This window comes from Snuella lapsa, from assembly GCF_039539345.1.
GTDB classification, from domain to species: Bacteria; Bacteroidota; Bacteroidia; order Flavobacteriales; family Flavobacteriaceae; genus Snuella; species Snuella lapsa.
In genome coordinates, this window is sequence record NZ_BAABCY010000032.1 from 1 (window position 1) to 22,065 (window position 22,065).

The following is a 22,065-nucleotide window of genomic DNA, read 5'->3' on the forward strand; positions in this document are numbered from 1 at the left end:
TAATTTTTAATATAACTAAAGTGCTGCAATGAAATTGCAGGGTTTTAGACCCTAATTTGAAACCAATAAACAAAAGCAAAAAAACCTTGTAAATTATATCATTTACAAGGTTTTAATTCTATTGGTATTTATTTTTGTTCGGGGTGGCAGGATTAATTTAAACCTCTCCAACCATCTATTATTACTGTCTTTCTGTGATTTTCATGTTTTCATGCACACCTAATTGCACACTCAAACCATAAAAAGAACTTCGAAGATATAATTTGGTCTTCTTTGATGTTATAAAGGTACAAAATTTATTACTTATCACTTTAATTTAGATTCTTCCCTTATAACGTAATCAATCTCAAGAGAATAAATATTGACCTAAACATATTATATTTATACAAAACTTATAGCCAAGAAACTACAAAAGGATAACCAATTTCAAAATTTCTATCAGATAGCAGTTGATTTCATACTCGATATCAATAATTAAACCATAGTACTCGTCCGATTACTATCGAGATGTGTTTACTGCATTTTTAAAATAACGAATTCTATTAAATAATAGCAATACATATCTCAATATAGTAAGGTCAAATTATTTAACGTATATTTTTTTAACGATAACCGAATCTTTGTTTACAATTTTAATTATATAATTACCTCTTTTTAAATTATTGGTTCCTATTTCTATGTTGCTTCCTTTATAACTATTTTTAAAGATAAAACGCCCTGAGGTATCATACACTTCAATTAAAGTCTTACCTTGAAATTGAGATGATTTTATATTGATTAGATGACCATGTTTTACTGGGTTTGGATAAACTTGAACAACAACCTTTTGTACCTCATCAATTACAGTACTTAAACTTTTTGTTTGTTCAGACTTGCTGCTTGTTAATGCATTAACTGAAATTCTAATTTCATCTATATAAATATCATCTTTATTCCCGCTTGCGTCACATCTAAATCTAATTTTTGCATTATTTGGGAAAGTAAAATTAGTTTTTGAAATTTCTACACTTTTTGAAAGAAACGTATTATTTTCAAAATCGGTACCTTTCTTTAAAGTTTGTATAATATTCCATGAAGTCCCGTCAAAGTATTCTACAAAAAAATCTTCTCCATTTTCCATACTAACTGCTCTGAACCAAAATTCAATTTTTATTTTTTGATAACTTGACACATCAATTCCATTTGTATGATAGAATGACGATGTCACTCCCGAATTGTCTTGAATATTGGCAGCAGAATTTCCTTGATGCGCAAATGTACCAGAATTATAAAGAGTACAATCATCACCTCCATCTGTCCATATACCCCATCCATTTTCAAAATCACTATAGCTAATTTCAGTCCATTGTGATAAAGAAAAATCAAACCAATCTAGATTATATCCTCCAGTTACAGCATAAATTTGTAGTACATGTGTTCCTGCATCCAAATCAATGGTTGCGCTTTGTGTTTGATAAGTTGACCATCCTCCAGTACTAGAAACATTTACTGTAGTTTTTACAACCCCATCTACTTTAATCTGAAATTGGTCCCCTCCGTCTGGACTGGCAAGATGAACTGCCACGTTATAGGTTCCTGAATCATTTACATTTATGTCATACTCTAACCAATCACCAGCATCTATAAAACCAACTGGAGAACCTTCTATTCCAGACATCCTATCCCAATTTTCTGCTTGAATAACCCCCGGAATATTTACTACATTAATTATTACATCATCTGTATGTGTTGCCCCATCGTTATCTGTAACTGTTAAGGTAATAGTATGCTTTCCTATAGGTAAGGATACAGACGGACTTACACCAGTTACATTTGCTTGACCAGGAATACTCCAATCGTAACTTGAAATGGTTCCATCAGAATCTGTGCTCAAAGCTCCATTTAATGTTACTTGTTCACTTTTGTTGTTATCTGTATCTGTAACTACTTGATCACTTCCTGCATTTGCTATTGGAGCTACATTAGGAGTCGGCAAAGTGAAGTTATAAGACTTTAAATTAAATCCTCCAGTTACTGCAAATATTTCGATTTCATGCGCCCCTGCAGTTAAGTTGATTGTAGTGTTTAAAGTTTGATAAGTACCCCAACCTCCTGTAACTGGTAAGTTGACTGTAGTTTTTGTAATTCCATCTTCTTTAATTTGGAACTGACCTCCATTTGGGCTAGAATACTCTATTGCTATGTTGTACAAGTCTGCTGTAGCAATATCTACTTCATACCTCATCCAATCATTAGGGTCTATAAACCCTACCGGGACTCCTGAAACTCCATTCATAGTACAATAATCTTCAGCACTAATCAATCCTGGAATTGATCTATTTTCACAAATAGGCCCCGTATTTATCACATTATAAGTATTAAAAAAATTAGGCCCCAAATATTCTGGCAAACTTGCTAATCCATACAAAAAGGTAGAATAATCAATCCCTTGAACTGAATTTCCTGCCCAACTTGTATTGGAGAGACTATACCTCCATAGTATCTTTTTATTAGGGTCATCCGGTAATGAGTAAACACCTTTATTGTTATTAAACTGTGCTAACAAATCATTCTTTCCATTATTATTAATAGGCAAGAAACCAGCAATGATATGCGGGGATACAATTTTATCTGCATTATCATTAATCTTATCAGCTTTATATCCATTTAAATCAACTCCTGCTCCATGACCCCAAGAATAAGAAGGACTGGAATTATCCACCCACCATTGCTTGTCTGCATTATAAGCGTTTACAAAATAGTTCATATAGTCCGTTGAATTTTTGAAGTAATTACACATATAAAAGTTAAATAAATGTATAAAGGAACTCAAAAAGCCACCAGAATTACTGTCTGTAAGTACGGTATGCCCCCCATAAGTGCTTTTTGGTAAATTATTAGTATTTGCATAAAAGCTATCCCATAATTGTTGCGCGTCTGTTGTATCATTATTTGGATCATTTATAGCACACCACGCTACAAGCATATATTCATTATAAACAGAAGTCAATGCAGTCCCACCCTCTCCATTTTCTTGCATCGTTAAATATATTTGTCCAGTACTTGAGTTGGCAATAGCTTTTGTAAAGTCGATAGAGTTCCATAATTCATCAACCTGAGCTACTATTTGGGCATTGTTTGAAAAATAATTTTTACAAAACATAGCGCCTAATGCTAACAAATCTGTGTCAATAGTACTATATTCTGAAGACCAGGCTTGTGCTCCAGTATCCATATCTATAAAATGTCTAAAATATCCACTAGCATTTCTATCTGGAGTAAAACCAGCTGTATGGCCATTTACACTCTCTAAAGTCTTCAATACTAATTGCGCAGCGTTTGTTTCCCAATTCATGGCATCTGCAATACATAAACTTACAAGTCCTACACCTACATTTGCAACAGAGGCTGGATGAAAATCACTTCCACTAAATAATTTAGAATCTCGGTACATCCCCACAGCATTTCGTTCCAACTCCCAAGTATGATATGCATTTTCAAACAATGTTGTAATTGTTGGATCTGGAGTTTGTGCATTTGCGTAAAAAGTAATTAATAAAGTAATTACAAGATTGCACATAGCTTTTTGCAAGTCACTAATAAGCAACAAATTTTTCAACAAAAATTTTATAATTTTTCTCATATTATATTTATTTAGTTAATAATTATTGATGATTTAACTATTCAAATCCTTGTTAAAGCTTACCAACTTGCAACTACATTCCTTGTCTTTATTGGCAATATTATTGAGTCCTCTTGAAATACATCAACTTTTACTCCATCAACAAAAACACTTTTAGGCTTAACATCTAAGGGCCAGTACAACCTAATATCTTTTAAATCGTTAAATTTAGCATTGATATTTACGGTTAATTGTCTGTTATTAAATACCATCTTTATATTGGCATTTCCAAAATGAGTGGGTAAATTGGTTAACGCAATCCCATCATTTTCTAACCAATTTAGAGGTGCTCCATTAAGTAATTCCAGACGTCTTTCAACATCGTTTTCCATAATAACAAGACCTCTTACTGAATTCATATAGCCAGATCCTACCCATGTGTGAGGCATATCACCTATATAACTACCTAACCGTTCTCTACTATGTACCAATTCTACCCAATGTTTCCATCCTGACGGTCTGCGGTCTTTAAAAATAATATCATGAATTTGTTGCGCCTCTTTTCGCATTCCCAATTTGGCCAATGCCAAAATATTTCTATTTTCATAAGGGGTGTAGGCATAGGTTTTTCCGTTTGAAATACGCTCTTTTACGGTATCTACATACGATTGAAAGGTTTTTTTAATCAAGTCTTCCGGAACAATAGAGAGTGCTTCACATGGAAACAAACCAATGGCAATTGAGGTCGGATCAAAGTCACCCAAATCTGCCGATCCCGGAATGTAATCGATGTCGAAATATTTCGAAGTCAGATTCATAGATTCTTTCAAGCTATTAGCTAGTTTTTGACGTTCTTTTTCGCCCCATACAACTATATCAGATTTATTCAATTCTTTAGCGGCGTAAACCCCATCTACCCATCCACGTAATGCCCAAAAATCATCCCAATACGAATGGGTCGGTATATCGTAACCCTCATGACTTATAGAGCCAGGAATGATTCCTCTAAAACGTTCATTACCCTCTTTTTCCTTCATATAACCATCTTTAAGAGTTTGTTCCCGGAGTTCAGTCATATAAACCATCGCTTTTTTAATAGTTGGGAAGTACCTGTTAAGAAAGTCCCTATCTTTGGTAAAACGATAATACTCCATCATACCATAAATAAACTGGCCTTGGGCATCCCATTCAATATCAGATCCAAAACCACCAAAATGCTCTCCTGTATTCATTAAAATAGGCGGTACATGCCCATTATCTTTTACTCTTTTTGCATACCATTCCAAATAAGCTTTAGACTCATCAAACAAGCCCATTCGCAACAAGGCAGAACAGGTCATGGCACCATCTCGTATCCATGTACGGTTATAATTACGTGATCCTGGTTGTATTACTATACCATCCTGATTTAATAAAATATATCCTACTTGTGCTTTTAGAGTTTGTTCTACTTCTTTATTTCCTAGTGAAAAACCAACCTTATCTAATTTTTCTTTCCAATTTTTTACTTGTGTATCTTTATTTTTTTGGAAGGGATTTGAAAAATTGATATCTTCTTTATTATTATGCAAAGGGATAGCAACACTAACCGAAGATGATTGGTTTTCCTTAATAAAAATACTATACTTTAATGCTCCTGACAGAAGTCCTTCATTACTTTCTAATGTTTGGCTTTCGGGAAACTTGTTTTTATATAATTGCTGAACAATCGGACCATCATTAAAAGTTGTAACTCCTAACTTATCTGCTGGTTTATTGAAAACGTATAACGTCTTATTGTTTACATTAATCTCTGCGGTTGTACTATTATTTACAACATTTAGCTTGCTAATATTAGAAATCCCGCCATGTTGCCACTTTGGATTAATTTCCAATGGATGAATTACAAAAAATAAATCGGCATCTATACTTTTAGAAGATTTGTTTCTTATTTTATAAGAAACTTGACTAACCGCACGGTTAGGTTGTCCATAAGCCAATCCTTCAATAATCAAATCAAAATCTTTAAACACCCATATTACTGTAGGTATCGGCAAATAACCATCAACTAATTCTTGCTTTATATCAATAGCATCGAATGCAGATAACAGTTTACCATCTACTTTTAAAAGAGGGGCCAACATAGGGGCACTAATAACAGGTTCTACATTGCCATATTCATCAAAAAGAGATTCCTCTGTATCATTTGGTATTCCCAAAAGTGTCCAATAGACCTGCATGTTCCTAAGCTGGGGCGGGTAGAGTCCCAAGGGCATTTTTTGTGCCAATATTTCGTACTTGTTGAGTTTTGAAACTTGCTTGTTGGGGCCATAAAGGGTAATGTCTTTAATGGTAAATTTACATTTATTAGGTTCTTTTATTATTAGCTTGATAAAACGTACAAACCTTCTATCGTGTTTCAAAATCTCAAACTGCCCCAAACTTTCCGTAATTGATACTGCTTCTTGCCATTCTTTACCATCTATAGAGGTAAGATAATCAATGGTCTGTCCATAATTATCACCCCAATTCAAATAAATACCACCTATCTCCGTTTGATTCTTGAGGTCTAAAACCAATTCAGTTTCTTTCTTTTTTTTAGAGGTCCATGCGGTATTTTCATCACCATCCAGCAAACTAATGGTATTTTTTACATCCTTTCCGTTCTCTTTAGCAACAGGCATTTCATTTGTACCTTTAAGATCGATATCTAAAATGGAATAGCCCCAGCCCGTAGCTCTGGTATGCATTTCTATTTTTAAAAACCTAGTTTGTTGTGACCTTATAAAAATATCCTGTACGCCGCCTTCGCAATTACTGGTATGATATACTTTGTCCCATGTTTTTTTATCCAAAGAAGTGTATAAGGTAAATACCTTGGCATGCGCTGTTTGCCAATAGATACGCATTCCCGAACATTCAAAAGCAGATCCAGTGTCTATTTCCAGCCAATGATCATCATTCCATGCAGAGCTCCATCGTGTTTCTAAATTGTCATCTATGGCATATTTTGCCAAAAAACGGTCTTCCTGTATTTTAGAAGATGTAATGGTCCATTCTTTTTTAGGTGGTATTTCTTGTTGTGCATTTATATTCAAAACGAAACATTGTAAGCACATAATGAGCAGTACTTTATGGTATTGTTGTATTTTCATCTTTTATATGACTTTTTAGTTATAATTGTATGTTGATTTGATTGTATTTTTTGTTTAACACGTTCAAAAATTCCTGTGTATCTATCACCGCCCCTCCTTTTCTGTATGGGTTGTCTTCATATTTATAATTGAAAGACTGACCATTAGCAACAATTGCTTTTGGATGATATTCTTCTTTGTTAACAGAAAAATTTAAGGTTAACGGAAATCCCTTATATTCGATGGAAGCCGATAAACCATCTAACGATTTTGGAACGACTGGGTCTATAATAGTTTTTCCAAACTCAGTACGAAGTCCTAGTAAATGCCATACTACTAGTCCCATATAAATGCCAGGGCCACTTGAATAAATACGCCAGCCCCCTTTTAGCGTAATCTTTCCTGATTTTAATTCTTCATAACGTTCATCTGCTTCGTAACGGTTACCAAATGTTACATCAGAACTACTGTAATAACAGTTTGCCTGACGTACATCGCCACAATCAACCACTTGCTTATAGGCTATGGGATTGGCTTGACGCAAGGCTTTTACAAAGGCTTCTGCATTACCTAGTCGTGCTTGTGTTTCGGCATAACGCAAATGGGCGTGCATATACATAATTCCTATTTCACGACCAAAAAAACAACTGCTCTCGGCACGTTGAAATATGGTTTGGATCCCTCCGTGGTATTTGGGCGGACGATTCATTAAGCGTGCGCCATCAGGCCCTTTTAAGTGTTGTTCTATTAACTGTTGATGAAACTCTGCCTGCTCTTTGGTAAAAATGCCACTAATAACCCCTCTAATCATGGGCAACAAACGGTATTGAATATTGGTTCTGGTATCGGTTGGGTGTAATAATAAACTAAAGCTATTGTCTGCTTCCAACAATCCATGGCCGGCAACAATGTTATCCTTTATCAGGTGCTTGTTAAAATCTGCTTTTATTTGTTGACTAATACTTTTTAACCGATTTGCTTTAGTGATTTCTCCTAATAATTCATATACCTTTTGAAAACCTGTAAATGCCTGATAGTTTAGTGCGACTGTCCAACTGGACACCAGTCGTTCTGCCAAAGCCTTACTTGCCGGTTGCATGGAATCGTTCCAATCTCCACCGCCAAAGGGCACCAATGCGGTATTAGGGATAAAAGAATCTATAAGCATATCTATCAAGCGTTCGGTGTGCTCCAACAACGATGTCTTTTCAGCTGTTTCTCTACCTTTTTCATAATAGTACGGTAATATTTCACTTAAAAAACCAACATCACCTGTAGCTTTTATATAGTTTGCCAAAGCGATAATGCACCAATGGTGTATATCGCCATGAGAGCCTCCTGCCCTGATTTCAGAATAACTATCAAACATCCACCACTGCGGCCACCCACCATCTGTGCTTTGGTGAGAGAATATGATACGTAAAATTTCTTTGGATTCTTCAAATTTTTCGGTACACAACAACAATTCAAAAGGACCTTGGGTAGTATCTCTAGTGCCCCAAGCTGCTCCGTCAAACTGTTCCAGTCCGTGAGGTGTTAAAAGATGGGTCAGGGCATTTACACCATACCAGGGCAAAACATCCTGGATGACAGAAACATCAGCATGGTTACTTTTTAAGGATAATTTTGAAGACAGGTTTTGCCAATCGTTTTGGGCATCGTTACAATCTGTTGCCCATTGTCTATCTGCACTTTCAAATCTTACAAATTTTGAAGGTGTTACCACTTCACCTAAAAAACTGATACAGAAATTAAAGGCGTTCTGTACTTCAAAATTTAAAAAGGAGCCGCCATGAGAGTTCCTATCAAAATAAAGAATTTCATTGCCGTGTACTTTATGATTTACACCTCCGCTTTGTACACATATTCTAAATTGGGCATTGGAAAATTTTCCAGCCATCAAGCTATCTTCTTTAGGCTTAGCAATAAATTCATGAGTGTTTTTTTGTGTAACTTTCCAGTTAAGGGCTTCATCAAAATGGTTGGTTACCAACAGGTCTATAGATTCGCCCTGCAATACCTTAAAATCCATATTTACCTGCGGAGTAGTTTTTGAAGTCCAGCTTCTGATTTGAAAACATCTGTTTTGGAACTTATAAATCCATCGGCAATGGTTCAGCCCCATTTCAAAAGCCGATGGCAACCCCAATAGATAAGATTGCCCACCTACTTTAACAAAAATACGTTGTCCTGTTTCTGCTTCAAGATTAAACTGGCTAGTACTTAACGATAAAAAACGGTTGAAATTGGTATTGCCCTGAGTAATGTGCGAATTAAAAATCCCACAGGCATAAGCCGTTGTTGACATAATATTTTCATCTGGTGTATATCCTGCTTTTGCCTGCATGATATGCCCGTGCGGACGGTCTACCAACAATTCTTTGGCTTTTAAAACAACATGATTATTTTCTTTGTTGAAAAAAGATAACAACTGTTCGTCTTTTTCTTCTACATGGCGTTTATCACTACCAAAATACCGATTAACTTCATTAGTATTTAAATCTTCAGAAGGCAGAAAAACCGCTGCGTTGAATTTATTGGCTTGGGGCTTAAATAAAATTTCTGGTGTTTTTTCCAATAGTACTTCCTGAAATTCATCGACCAATTGTGGGATATTCTGTAAATCTTTATCAGAGGTGGCTTCAGGATGATTGTTTGTGTAAGCTCCTATAAAAATACTACTATAACTGGCATTAGGAGCCAAGATAAAAGGTGTTTCCTGTATCGCTACAATGCTAAGCTCTGCGGAGCATTCTCCTCCCAGTTCATTTTGAAGCAATCCTTCTGGTACACCAGTTTCCCTGAACGATTTTCCATAAAACTGGATACCATCTGTACTTGCCGAAACGGCCTTGTTTTTACAGATTAATTGCAACCATGGGGTTTCTGTACCGTCCTTAAAATTTTGACGGCAACAAACTACATGACCGTATTGGACATCCTTAAGAATACGGCGTTCTAAATACTGGCTTACATAGTACTCGTTGACCAAAGCATCAGATATTGGTTTTAGTCCTACATCTTGTACGTAAATGATATCTAATTTTACTTTCTTATCTGTAGTATTCTGGGTTTCCACACTCCATTGCCAACTTGTACTTTGTTGTAACAGTTGCAATACGCATTTGTAATGTATGCCTTCCCAACAGCCTTCTGCAAAAAATTGATTATTTTCTACACCAAAAGTACTGTTGCTTGCCGGCCCTAACAGTGCAGTATATATATAGCCTTTAGCTTCTTTTTTTCTTAAATACAGATTTGCTCCTGCTTTTGAAAACAATGATGCTGGTTTTAAACTTATTCTAATAGAATTTGCATCGATGCATTTAATCAATCCATTATCCAAAAAATGGAACATTAAACTTTGTTGGTTTTTTATGTTTAATGGGGTGTTGATGTTCATAATTATTTATCTGTTATCTGTTTATTTCTTTTTTCAAGTGCTCTTTTTATTTCATACAAACGCTTTTCTGTTAAAGTATACCGTAGCGTAAACACAATAGATACCATACATAAAAGCAAAGGCAAACCTATTTCTACAGCACGCATCATAAACAGGGTATAGGGTGCCTGCTTATCAAACAACTTCATTTGCTCTTTTAATGCCTTAAGCTTTTTTTCAAGTTTATTAACTTCAGAGTTAATTTCTAAAGCTTCTAATTGTTCTTCTATGTCATTTAAGTTCTCTGACAATACTCTGTAATGTGCCTTACTCTTTTCTTTATGTTTTATGGCCTCTGCCTGTAAATGGAATAAAAGCAATGAAACATTACTCCTTACTTTTTCCAACCCTAACTCTAAGCGTAACATAAAGTTTCTGTGTATAACTTCTTTTAGTAAGTCTATATTAGTATTTGAATCCAGCTTTTGTAATGCTTGTTGTTCTTTATAAAGGTTTGATTTAATAAACTCTACTTTTAAACGGGTATCTTTAAGGCTCTCATATTTTTGTTGAAGTATTTGTGTTATTTGTTTACTTTCTTTCCCTGTGAGTTCTGATGATTTATTTTTTAAGTTTTTTAAATAATCTTTAGCCTCTTTATAGCCTTCATGGTTAACGCTTTTAGCTTCATTAAATAATTCGCTAAGTGGTAAGGTTTGATAATCTTTTTTACTTTCACTTTTATTTATAAGCTCATTTACTGCTCCTTTTAAGTCATCTGTTTTTGTAACCTGTGTTTCGTCAAATTGTGTAAATACAATCAATAAACCTGCTACAAAACTAGCCAAAGCAGTCCCCATTTTTATAAACCACCAAAAAATGGAATAATAGCTTCCTTCTGAACGGCGTCCTGTTTTTAAGTCATCTTCATCACAGATATCACCCACCATAGATGAACCCAAGGTGAAGAAAAAAAGCATGCCTGAGGAAAGGAGTATAGTCGGAATAATAATAAGAAAAGGATAGTCTTGATTATAGCATACTATTTTTGATAGTTGTGCCAAACACATTAAACCAATGGCTATCAATAAAGTTTTACGCTTGCCTATTTTGGGACTTATCCAGTTTAGTGGAAATACCGCCAAAAGCCCGGCAACAGCCCAGATTGTACCATTGATACCCAATAAGGTTGAAGCTGCTTCTTTATCGCCTTCAAAAATATAGTATATGGGAATATAATACCCTAACAGGTTTACAAAATTAAAACCCATGGCCAGTGTAAAAATGATAATAACCAACCTTAAGAACGTCTTGTTTTTAAAGGTGTGCCTAACATCTTTCCAAAAAGCTGTTTTTTTTTGTTTTGATACTTTTTTAAACCCTGGTTCTTTTACAGTAAAAAACCACCAAAAGGAAAGCGGAATTAAAATTATGGCAATTAACATAGAGACATATTTCATCCCATCCGCTTCGTTACCTCCTGTCCCTTTAAAATACTCCATATTGGCTAAAGCAAACAACCAAGGGGTACTCATGGCAAACAAGTTGCCTAAAAAGCTTTTCGCGCTAAATAACCGTGTACGCTCATGGATATCGGTAGTCATTTCCATACCTAAAGCACCATGAGGAATTTCAAAAACAGTACAAGCCGTAAAAAAAATAAGCAACCAAAACAGTATATAACATAACTGAAACCACTGAAATGCTGATTCTGTTGGAAACAGGCTGTGTGCCCATTGCCCATCTGGAATCCACCACATTAACACAAAACTAATGGCCACTGCTATACCTCCTATCAATAGAAATGGTCTTCGCCTGCCCCAACGGCTTCTAAAATTATCTGAATAGTGCCCCACAATGGGGTCTGAAACGGCATCCCATAAACGTGGAATAATCAAAATAACACCCAACCATAAAGCACTTAAGCCAAGGCTTATATTTCCAATTAAACCCATTAATTGCCCGGCAATATTGAAAAGTGCTATAGGAATAACACCTCCAAAACCATACGCTAACAACTGCATAAATGGTACACGGTCTCCTTTCCCTAGAACTTTTTTCTTTGGTGTATTTTGAGTCTTCTCCATCAAATTTTATGTATTCTTTGGTTATAAAATAAAAGGGAAGATTCAGGATATCTTCCCCTTTCTTTAACTAATAATTATACTGAACCTGGAATCAGTATAAGCTTTATGTATAGTTGTTTTGGGTTGGTAAAAAAATCAATCTTGCTATTAACAATAATTAAAAACATATAGATTTTGTTAAGGTATTTTCAAGACATAAATTTCCAGACAGGTCAGGTATAAGAAAGGGGCTTATTTATCGTGATAGCCCCTTCTTACCTTCAACTAAAACTAACTAACCCAAATAAATTTTGTTTTTGATTTTCAAATTATTTTATTGATTCATAATAGCCTGTATTTGTTCTAGGCTTAATGCTACATCAAAAAACTTAAGCTCGTCCAATTGGCTATGGTCTGAAAAGTGCCCCCATTCTGTAAATCTCGGAGCTCCGGACATAATGGAAACAATATCACATCCAGTCCAGTCTATGCCATCAAAACCGGATTGATGTGCCAAACTACCATTGATGTATACAGATGCTGCTGAAGACGATATTGTAATAGCCAAATGAACCCATTCTCCAGTTACTGGAATATCTGCATTTACCCCGCCGTCTATCCAGGTATCTCCTGTACCATTTCCGGCATTCAGTTTAAACCGCTGTTCAGCATTATTGTCATCACTTACTTCTCGAAAAAATCTAAATCCGTTGGTTCTTAAATTTTGAACATCTGGAAAACCTCCATTTCCAGTGTCTTCCGGACCAATAACCAAGATTGCTGCCCTATCCGGTGCACTGTTTAATTTGTACCACATAGTGGCACTAAACTCTGCTGATGTTAACCCTGTTATAGGGAAGGTTAAATATGAGTCTGCCGCACCTTCGTAAGCATCAATACCAGAAGCTCCACTACCTGCAAACCCAGGTGTACCAACTATAGTGGCATCGGCAGTACTTACTGCATCTGTATAATTCCCTTCAAAAGGCATATAAAATGTTGCTGGTGGAATTATTACTGTCTCTGTAAATTTTATGTCATCAACATAATACACATCTGTAGAGGTGCCGTCTGTTTGACCACCATTGAAAAATAATACTATTTTTTGATGATTTTCGGCTACTTGTGAACTAAAATTAAATGTATATTCTTTCCATTCGCCAACCGTATCGATATCTCCCCAAATTTCCGCCGGTGCTGATGTGCCTCCTTCTAATTTTGCTAATATTGGTACTGTTTTACTAGAGTGAATTTTAATATTCAACTGATTCTTTGTTGATAGGTCTATTGGTGTTCCAAAATCGAACAGTAAATGATCCCAGGCATCAGTACCATTATCGGTAATTTCTAATACCGCTGCACTTGTATTTATGCCCGAACTATTGGGATTATCTACTATTGATGCTCCTACATTCCCAGCAACGTTTTGGTTTTGCTGACAATCAAAATCGTTTATTATATCCAAATTTGGCATTACGCCATTACAGGCGTCTTCCAAGAATTTTATGTCGTCTACATAATATATATCTTCTGTTGTTCCATTGGTTTGTCCCGCATTGAAAAAGAATAATATCTTGGTATTGCCATTGCCAACTGCACTCGCAAAGTTAAAGGTGTATTCTACCCATTCATTAAGCACTTCAATATTTGCCCATATCTCGGAAGCTGTTCCGCCCTCTAATTTAGCTAATAATGGCACAGCATTACTGGAGTGAACTTTGATGCTTAGCACATTTTTCACGGATAGGTCTATTTCTTCGCCTAAATCTATATATAGGTTATCCCATGCGTTAGTACCGTCATCTATATATTTCCCAACAAAATCACTTGTATTTATTCCACTCATTTCTGGGTTTAGAATACGGGTTGCCGTAGGTTCGGTAACTTCATCTGGGTTTCCTATAAAATAGTTTTGCTGGCAATCAAAATCATTTAAAACACTTAAATCTTCTGATACACTTTTACATGGATTAATAGCGGTATCCCAAAATAAATCATCAATATAATAGACATCTGTTCCGTCTGTTTCTACTCCAGCATTAAAGAACAATATCATTTTTGAATGATCTTCTAGAATCTGATTGCTAAAATCGAATGTATATTCTGTCCAGCTGTTATGCACATCTGGTGAGGCATTCATAACAGCATCTATCTCGATTGGATTGGAAGTTCCTCCCTCTAATTTGATTTTTAAAACGCCTCTTATTTCAGATTTTACTTTAATCTTAAAAACGGCATGTGATGTAAAGTCTATTGGAGCACCATAATCTATTAATATATTATCCCATGCGCCTATACCATCGGTGTATTTTCCAACAAACCTGCTCTTGTTAATTTGAATTTCAAATGGATTTCTAATAGTCTCTACACCATCTAAGTCAACATTTGCCTGACATTCAAAATCATTTAGAATATTAGGGTTTGCTACTGCATTAGACTCTTCACATGGTACATATGCTATGGTTTCGAACTGCTTTAAGTCATCATCTGTACAAGATAAATTAACCATAAACAGTATAACAAATATAGCCTGTATGCTTTTGTTTAATTTAGTCGTTTTCATAGTTACTTTTAAATTATGTTATTGTTTTAATACTTTAACTGCACTTTGTTTATCTCCTGACTTTATTCTAAAAAAGTAAAGCCCTGGTTTTAAATTAGATATGTCAATTGTCTTTAAAGACGATTCAAGCTTTTCTTTCAATACTACTTTGCCAGTAACCTCCATTATTTCATACGAGTCAATTATTTCTTTTGAATCTATATTAATTATATCTTGAGTTGGATTTGGATAAACTCTAATGTTAGCGTTTATAGCCTCTTCTTCTATTGACAAAACATTAGACGTCCATTGAATGTCATCAATGTGATAAACATCTGCAGGTGTACCACCAGTTTGTCCTCCATTAATAAATAATACAAGTTTAGTATTAGCATCTCCTCCTGTTGAATTATTACTATATGCGCTGAAGTCATATACAAATTCTATCCAAGTATTTACAGGGCCTATATCTGTACTGAAAGGCGACCAAATCTCATGAACAGACCCTGTTCCACCTTCAATTTTTGCTAAAATTTGTATAGAAGTTGGTGTATACAGTTTAACCTTTAAAATATTGTTGGTGGTTAAATCTATAGCTGTTCCATAATCAAAGATTAATGCATCCCAACCATTTGTACCATCATCAGTATATTCTCCTACATTGGCGCTTGTGTTAATACCAGAACTATTTGGATTTGTAACTGTAGTTAGGTTGCCCGGATAAGATCCATGTGAGGGGCCAGAACATTCAAAGTCTGTTATTACCGGGTCTATACACTGTGCAAATGCATTGTATGTTATAAATACTAATAATATGAGTAATTGTTTTTTCATTCTTTTTAGTTTTAAGAGTTATTAAATAGTTTTAATTATTTTTTTAAATGAAATTTATTGGTGAATTCATGGTTTGAACTCCCTGCTATAAAAAGTTCATACTCGCCTTCTTCATTTATATATTCTGATTTGTTATTGTAGAATTTCAAATCGTCTGTTGTTATTTCAAACTCCACCATTTTACTTTCTCCTTTCTTGAGGTATATCTTTTTAAAACCTTTTAGTTCTTTTACAGGTCTGGTAATGCTCCCCACAAGGTCTCTTACATATAATTGAACCACTTCTTCGCCATCATAATCGCCAGTATTGGTTACCGTTACTGAAGCTGTAATGGGTGTGGTTGAGGTAAGTATGTCTGAACTAAGTTTTGCATCGCTGTACTCAAATGTGGTATAACTTAATCCATAACCAAAAGAATACAATGGACTATTATCTACATCTAAATATTTTGAAGCATATTCTAAATTTGGGTTCTGTGCAGAAAGTGGTCTACCCGTGTTCTTTTGATTGTAAAAAATTGGTATTTGCCCTACGTTTCTAGGAAATGATACTGTTAATTTCCCAGAAGGGTTGTATGCACCAAAAAGCACTTCGGTAATAGCATGCCCTCCGCTTGTTCCTGAATGCCAAGTTTCTAAAATAGCATGTACATTTTCATCTTCCCAAGAAAAGTCTAAAGGCCTTCCATTAAAGAGTACTAAAACTATCGGTTTTCCTATTGCTTTTATTGTAGCAATTAATTCTTGCTGCAGTCCAGGTAATTTAATATTAGTTCTACTGGCTGCCTCGCCACTCATATCTTCGGACTCTCCCATAACCATAACTACCACATCAGACCGTTTAGCTATTCCTATGGCTTCTTTAAAACCATCTTTATTTCCTCCTGAAATCTCACAGCCTTTTGCATATTTAAAGTTTACCTTTTTAGCTTCAAATCCTTCCTTAACACTCACTGCTTGTCCATCTCTATGCCCGTGAGCTCCCCAAGTCCCAACAATATCATGTTCATCGTCTGCTAATGGTCCTATGAGTGCTATTTTTTGAGTTGTTTTTAAGGGAAGTACATTATTTTTATTCTTCAACAATACCACAGATTTCATTGCAGCATCTTTGGCAACCTCTAAATGTTCTTGGGAAAGCACCAGTGTTTTCTCCCTGTTTTCGTCACAATATTTGTAAGGGTCGTCAAACAGTCCCAATTGAAACTTCATTCTTAATATGCCCCTTACGGCTTCATCTAAACGTTCTATATCTATTTTTTCCTCCCCTATGGACTGCATCATATAATTTTTATAGACACCACCCTGCATATCCATATCCGCTCCAGCATTCATAGCCAACTCTCCTGCATGCTTTAAATCTTTGGCATAGCCATGAGCTATCATTTCATTAATTGATGTGTAGTCAGTAACTACAAACCCATTAAACCCCCATTCTTTCTTTAAAATATCATTTAAGAGGTATTTATTACCTGTGGCCGGCACTCCATTTAACTCATTAAAAGCCGTCATAAAGGTGGCCACACCTTCATCTAAAGCTGCTTTAAAAGGCGGCAAATGGGTATTTCGCAATCGTATTTCAGACATGTCTACTGTATGGTAATCGCGCCCAGCCTGAACAGCTCCATAGCCTGCAAAATGTTTGGCACATGCCAAAATGGTATTATCATCACTTAAATTACCTTGAAACCCACGAACTCTAGCCCTGGCAATAAGGCTTGCGAGGTACACATCTTCGCCTGCGCCTTCTGCTATACGCCCCCACCTAGGGTCTCTTGAAATGTCGACCATAGGCGCAAAAGTCCAATGTAATCCAACTGCACTGGCTTCTATAGCAGCTATGCGCGCCGTTTTCTCCATCAATTCCAGATCCCAGCTACAAGATTCTCCCAATGGAATAGGAAATATAGTTTTATAACCATGAATTACATCAAATCCAAATAGTAATGGTATGCCTAACCGCGTTTCTTCTACAGCTATTCTTTGAAGCTTTCTTGTAAATGCTACGCCTGTTCCATTAAAAATAGCACCTACCTGACCGTTTCTTATGTAATTTAAATAGTCTTTATCTAAAACAGGACCTGTAATATCCGTTTCACTTGAGTACATTACGGTTTGTCCTATTTTTTCTTCCAAAGTCATTTTAGACATTAAAGTATCTATCTTTTTCTCTATGTCTACCTGAACCCATACTGGTTTCTTTATCTCGTCCTTGCAGTTCATTAAAAATATTATTAGTACTATGTATATGCTTATTCTGGCTGCCATTTATTAATCTTTTCTTGTTTATAAAAAGGGACTTGAAAACCCTAATTTTTTCAATCCTTTTTTAACTTCTTCGTCTTGCATGAAAAGTGTCCACAAAAGACCTGTTCTATAATTCTCTATCATGGCTATGATAGGTCCCTGATCTATGGCTATATATCCATCTGAAACCCAATTATGGTGTTCTGAAAAGGCATCGTAAAAACCATAATCTCCCCAAAGTTTTTCTTTTAAATTATTATAGAAATACCGTAAGGCTTTACCAGATGCTTCGGGTGTATAAGGGTACGATGATAGTGCTGCTGTAGGGGTTATAATACCTAAATCGTTTGTAGGGCTATGCGCTGAATACCCTTTATGGTTATCACTAGCTGTTAGCCCCCAGCACTTATCACTATAGCCTTTATAGCCCTTAGGGTTATCTTTACAATATTCATAGTTAATGAGCGAATGATTTCTATTTTGTTTAAAGTAATCATCTACATACTGGTCTTTTAACCCTTTTGGATTCAACCCTATAAAAGAATAGTGCGATAGGAATAACGGTCCTCCATAATCTTCTCCCAAGGGCAATTTATGGCTGTAATAGCTTTTATCGTTTTTCATTTGGGCATTTCTTGCCCATCCATTATGGTATGTTTCTCTATCTATTGCGTGTGTGGGCGATGCTGCTGCCAATACATACACAACCAAAGCCTCGTTCCAACCACTAACTTTCAGGTTAATACCAAAACTATGCTTTGGAGACCAATGCCAAGTGATAGCTTTTTCGCCTCGGGTATACCAATCCCACTCCACAGCTTCCCAAAGTTTGGTAATACGGTCCCTAATATCTTTTTCATTGATATTGTTACCATTAAAGTATTGTCTGTTTATAAGCAGTCCTTGCATTAAAAATGCTGTTTCCACAATATCGCCTCCGTCATCTAAATCACTAAAGTGACGTGTTTGTGCCGTATCTCCAAAGTACCAGTGCGAGAATGCACCATGGTAGGTTTCTGCTCTTTCAAGAAACCCTAATATTTTCTGCAAGTGATGTAAGGCTTGGGTTCTAGTTATCCACCTCCTTTCAACCGCTATAGGCAAACAAGCAATACCAAACCCCGACCCTCCTGAAGTTACAATATTTAAAGATTCTCCTTCAAAGGCATCTTTTTGCGAGCGTTCTCGTGCCATACCGCTATTGGGTTCTGCAAAGTCCCAGAAATACTTAAAGGTTTGTTTTTGAACCCTATCTAATAACGCTTCATGAGAAAGATTTCCAATCTCATTGTTAACTAGATATCCTGTTTGTAGACCTTTTGAATTTTTACAGTTGTATAGAACCAATACCATACAGCATCCAATTACATTTAACATATTGGATCTTAACAACTGTATGGTATTGACTCTACTTTTCATTGCTACTTAATAATTAATTTTAAAAGTTAAAACCAAGTTTAGTTAAACCGTTTATCACATCCTGATCTTGCATGAACAGATTCCAAAGTAGTTGTGTTCTATAATTCTCAATCATAGCTACAATAGGACCTTGGTCAATGGCTATATAGCCATTTGCTACCCAATCATGGTGCTCTGAAAAGGCATCGTAAAATCCGTAAGGCCCCCACAAATCATCCTTCTTCTCGTAATAGAAATACTCGAGTGCTTTTTGTGATTCCACCGGTGTATAAGGAAATGATGATAAAGCCGCTGTGGGTGCAATAACCCCCAAGTCATTGCCTGGTTCATGCCCTCCATATCCCAAGTGATTATCACTAGATGTTAACCCCCAACTATCACCACCATAGCCTTTATAATTCTTAGGGTTTTCCATACAATAATTGTAATTAATAAGTGTATGGGCTTTATTTTGTTCAAAATAGTTAGCGTATTGGTCTGACAAACCTCTTGGGTCTAAACCAATAAAGGAATAATGTGCCCAAAACAAAGGCCCTCCTCTATCAATTCCTAATGGTTGAAAAATACCATAAAATGTATTGCCATTAATCATTTTACCTCCACTATTACCCCATCCTTTTTCGTAAGCCTCCTTATCTAAACCATGAGTTGGTGATGCTGCAGCTAAAATATGCGCCATTAAAGCTTCATTCCAACCACCTACGCTCATTCCCATTTGAAAGTCGTAATTTGGAGACCAATGCCACATTAAAATTTTATTATCTCTGGCATACCAGTCCCATTCTACCGCTTCCCAAAGAGCAGTAATCCTATTTCGTATTGCATTTTCAGCTGTATTATTATTCGAAAAAAATTGTCTGTTAATTAACAGGCCTTGCATTAAAAATGCAGTTTCAACAATATCTCCTCCATTATCTTTCTCTGAGAAAGGCCTTACTTTACCAGTATCCCCATAATACCAATGAGCGAAAGCCCCATGGAATTTATCGGCATTTTCCAACCAGCTTAGTATTTTATCCATTCGTTGAATTGCATCTTCTCTGGTTATCCATCCTCGAGTTACAGCCACTGGAAAACAAGCTATTCCAAAGCCCGATCCCCCAGTTGCAATTAATCGGCTTGATTGTCCCTCATATGCATCTGGTTGTGAACGCTCCTTTGCCATACCACTATTTGTTTCAGCAAAATCCCAGAAATAATTAAAGGTTTTTTGTTGAACGATTTCTAACAGCTCTTCTAATGGCAATTTTTGTTCTTCAATGGGTTCTTCAATAAAACCTACATCTGGTGGTGGTGGTGTAATGCTATCTTTAGAACAACCTAATAGGGTAAGCAGCAATAAGCCGAAAACACCTAATATTGCTATCTTAATCTTTATGGTTTTTAGTATCAAATTCATCTGTTTAAAATTTTACTGGTTTATATCTAATAATTTGGGTTTTGTTCCAATAAGCCTTGGCTTATGTTGATTTGCTCTTGAGGTATTGGAAAAACTTCATGTTTACCATCTACAAATGGTTTACCATGAGCCCTTAAAACATCTCCTGCCCTTCCTTGGCGAACCAAATCAAAATAGCGATCGTGCTCAAAGGCCAGTTCCCAGCGTCTTTCTTTCCACACATCCATTTGTGTAGGATTATCTATATTGCCTAAACCTGCTCTCGTTCTCACTGCATTTAATGGTGTAGCTGCATCCCCTCCTAATTGCGTAGCCGCTTCAGCATTCATGAGCAATACTTCGGCATATCTAAGTACTCTAATATTTTTTCCTGTTTCCCAAGCATCAGAATTGGCACTTATATAAGCTTTCTGATTGTAACGCTCATTAACAACTGTATTAGGTACTTCCCTTCCGTCATAAAGAGTTTCTCCTCTAAAAATAATGGTAGCATCCCTTCTCGTATCTCCAACCTCGTAAGAGTTTACTAAATCTTGGGTTGGCGTGTTAAAGCCCCAGCCCCAGCCACCTTCACCACGGGCTCCCTGGGTTACACTATAGCCTTGAACTCCAGCTGTGGGACTATCACCTCTAGCTTGAATTTCAAAAATAGATTCTTGATTATTTTCTGCAATCTCCTTCCAGATATCTTCATAATTTGGTGTTAAGCCATACTCTCCAGATGCAATAACCTGATCTGTTAGGTCTTTTACCTGTTGCCATTTGCCTTGGTACATACTTACTTTAGCCAACAATGTTTTTGCCGCACCTTTGGTAGCCCTACCTAATTCAGATATAGGATATTCACTCTTCTCTGGTAATGCTGCAATGGCATCTTGTAAATTCTGTTCAATAAAAGCGTATGTTTCTTCTTTGGTTGCTCTTTTTAACGATTCGTCACTTGATATATCAGATAGTTCGGAGATTAAAGGCACCCCTCCAAAACATTTAACCAGTCTGAAATAAATAAGCGCTCTTAAAAATTTGGCTTCACCTAAAAGTCTACTTTTTAAACCTGCTTCTAGATTAAAATCCTGAATGGCCAATATGGCTGTTGTTACGCGTTGGTTAGCATTATAATGCTCGCCCCACACATCTCCTACGCTTAAGGTTGTTGGATCCATTAAAAGGCCATCCAACAAATGTTTGTCTGCTCCTGTATCTCCAGGATCACTTCCTTTATCAGCATCATCGGAAGTGATGCTGCTTACTCCATTCCATGAGAAGGAACTCATGGACCATTGAATAAGTCGGTTGTATATGGCATTTACTAACTCAACAGACTGGTCTGATGATAATTGTTCAGCTTGCTCTTGATCTGATTCTACATCTAAAAAGTTTTCACTGCATGAAAACATTGTAACCAACATTAGTAGCAGCACTGTTATAGATAGTCTTGTTGTTTTTATAATTAATTTTTGCAT

10 protein-coding genes are annotated in these 22,065 nt (G+C 36.0%); all 10 read right to left on the minus strand.

Features of this window, described 5'->3' with window-relative positions:
* Positions 1-583 precede the first annotated feature (583 nt).
* Entirely contained in the window at positions 584-3,622 is a 3,039-nt protein-coding gene (locus tag ABD792_RS05030) for a carbohydrate-binding protein (RefSeq protein WP_345004729.1), read from the minus strand.
* A 59-nt stretch (positions 3,623-3,681) separates the two neighbouring features.
* Positions 3,682-6,735: a discoidin domain-containing protein gene (locus tag ABD792_RS05035; RefSeq protein ID WP_345004730.1), complete on the minus strand. Its 3,054-nt coding sequence runs from the start codon at positions 6,733-6,735 to the stop codon at positions 3,682-3,684.
* Between the two features lie 19 nt (positions 6,736-6,754).
* Positions 6,755-10,117, minus strand: coding sequence for a GH36-type glycosyl hydrolase domain-containing protein (locus tag ABD792_RS05040; protein WP_345004731.1), 3,363 nt, complete (start codon positions 10,115-10,117; stop codon positions 6,755-6,757).
* Between the two features lie 2 nt (positions 10,118-10,119).
* Positions 10,120-12,183 (minus strand): MFS transporter, encoded by a 2,064-nt coding sequence (locus ABD792_RS05045; protein WP_345004732.1) that lies wholly within the window; start codon positions 12,181-12,183, stop codon positions 10,120-10,122.
* Between the two features lie 313 nt (positions 12,184-12,496).
* Complete coding sequence (locus ABD792_RS05050) at positions 12,497-14,725, minus strand: LamG domain-containing protein (RefSeq protein ID WP_345004733.1); 2,229 nt, start codon at positions 14,723-14,725, stop codon at positions 12,497-12,499.
* Positions 14,726-14,743: 18 nt separating this feature from the next.
* Positions 14,744-15,538: a T9SS type A sorting domain-containing protein gene (locus ABD792_RS05055; protein ID WP_345004734.1), complete on the minus strand. Its 795-nt coding sequence runs from the start codon at positions 15,536-15,538 to the stop codon at positions 14,744-14,746.
* A gap of 35 nt (positions 15,539-15,573) precedes the next feature.
* Positions 15,574-17,760: a glycoside hydrolase family 3 N-terminal domain-containing protein gene (locus ABD792_RS05060; RefSeq protein ID WP_345004735.1), complete on the minus strand. Its 2,187-nt coding sequence runs from the start codon at positions 17,758-17,760 to the stop codon at positions 15,574-15,576.
* 63 nt (positions 17,761-17,823) lie between these two features.
* The gene (locus ABD792_RS05065; protein ID WP_345004736.1) at positions 17,824-19,203 is read right to left on the minus strand and encodes a glucoamylase family protein; all 1,380 of its coding nucleotides are present in this window, start codon (positions 19,201-19,203) and stop codon (positions 17,824-17,826) included.
* A gap of 19 nt (positions 19,204-19,222) precedes the next feature.
* Positions 19,223-20,602: a glucoamylase family protein gene (locus ABD792_RS05070; protein WP_345004737.1), complete on the minus strand. Its 1,380-nt coding sequence runs from the start codon at positions 20,600-20,602 to the stop codon at positions 19,223-19,225.
* Between the two features lie 26 nt (positions 20,603-20,628).
* Positions 20,629-22,065, minus strand: coding sequence for a RagB/SusD family nutrient uptake outer membrane protein (locus tag ABD792_RS05075; protein ID WP_345004738.1), 1,437 nt, complete (start codon positions 22,063-22,065; stop codon positions 20,629-20,631).